At 40.9% G+C, this 1,258-nt stretch carries 2 protein-coding genes; one reads left to right on the top strand and one right to left on the bottom strand.

From position 1 onward, the window contains the following. Positions 1-198: 198 nt before the first annotated feature. Positions 199-513, bottom strand: a complete 315-nt coding sequence (gene trxA / locus JCM14505_RS08485) for a thioredoxin (protein WP_054654050.1) — start codon at positions 511-513, stop codon at positions 199-201. A 130-nt stretch (positions 514-643) separates the two neighbouring features. On the opposite strand from trxA, the gene JCM14505_RS08490 reads away from it, so the two are divergent. Further along, positions 644-1,258 carry a hypothetical protein gene (locus JCM14505_RS08490; protein WP_054654052.1) on the top strand — a complete coding sequence of 205 codons (615 nt, stop codon included), beginning with the start codon at positions 644-646 and terminating at the stop codon, positions 1,256-1,258.

Consider the following 1,258-nt stretch of genomic DNA (forward strand, 5'->3'; position numbering starts at 1 on the left):
TGAATTTTAAAAATTTTAGAACTAGAATTTTACTGGCTACTAAGAGTAATAAATTAACTATTACAAAATCAAAAAAATCAACCATCCGGCAGCTATTAGCTGCAGCTTGATGGTTGATCTAAATATGATCTATCAGTACGGGTTGACGTAGAGCCAAAAAAAAGCGGACTCAAATTTGAGTCCGCTTTTTAAAATGGATTAAAGTTGTTCTTGGATGGCGTTGGCTAGCGTTTCCTTTTCTTGGAGTCCGATGAACTTGTTAACAAGTTCGCCGTCCTTGAATAAGAGTAACGTTGGGATGGATTGAATCCCAAATTGGGCTGCTAATTCTTGGTTACTATCAACGTCAACCTTACCAATTGTAGCTTGGTCTGCGAAGTCTTCGCTTAATTGTTCAACGATTGGACCTTGCATCCGACAAGGAGGACACCAAACCGCCCAAAAATCGAGTAATGTCACACCGTCTTTAATATCAGCTTCAAATGATTGTGTCGTAACTTCTTTCGTTGCCATAAATAAAATTCTCCTTAATTAATAGTACCCATATTATCAATGATAATTCCTGATTAGTCAATTAACTTGCCTTGACAAAATAGGGGGATTTTTTCTAAGATATAGGTTAGATTAGGTGAGGGGAAAACACATGGAAGCACGAACACTATATGGGATTGCAATAATTGCAATAGTAATTTATGTGATGATGTATATTCATCAAGTGGCCGATTTTCGGCGCAATGGGATCCATCCAATCGGTAAAAGGACTGTTATTACAACCTGGATCTTGTTGATTTTGACGTTAAGTGGTTTTAGTGGTGGTTGGTACCAAAGTCGTTTGGCGAAGGTAGAAGCTAAACCAGCGCATCATCAAGTAACGAAAGTAAAGCACCGGCATGTTAAATCGCATCGGAAACATGATGATGCAAAATCATCATCAAGTGCTAAAAGTACAAGTACGCGGACGGGCCGGGCAACCCGGTCAGCCACGGATGAGAATGAATCAGTGGCTAAATCGTCGCGGACGCAACAAACAACGAGTTCAACAGCTCGTCGCCAAGCAACGCGAAGTCGGTCCACGACTGCAAGTAGTCAAGTTGCGTCTACACCAGCAGCCAGTGGAGTAACTAGCAATGATAACGGTGGTGTAACGAATAATAATCAAGTTGGTAATAATGATTCTGTGGCGGAAGTAAGTGATACTAGTACTAATCAAGGTGCTATAGATGCTACGACCGCGGACGCAGCTCCTGCTGATAATTAA

This window comes from Limosilactobacillus equigenerosi DSM 18793 = JCM 14505 (assembly GCF_001311375.1).
GTDB classification, from domain to species: domain Bacteria; phylum Bacillota; class Bacilli; order Lactobacillales; family Lactobacillaceae; genus Limosilactobacillus; species Limosilactobacillus equigenerosi.

What these genes read in the sequence shown, in the direction of transcription:
- trxA (WP_054654050.1), bottom strand. Translation starts at nt 513, where the DNA reads ATGGCAACGAAAGAAGTTACGACACAATCATTTGAAGCTGATATTAAA.
- JCM14505_RS08490 (WP_054654052.1), top strand. Translation starts at nt 644, where the DNA reads ATGGAAGCACGAACACTATATGGGATTGCAATAATTGCAATAGTAATT.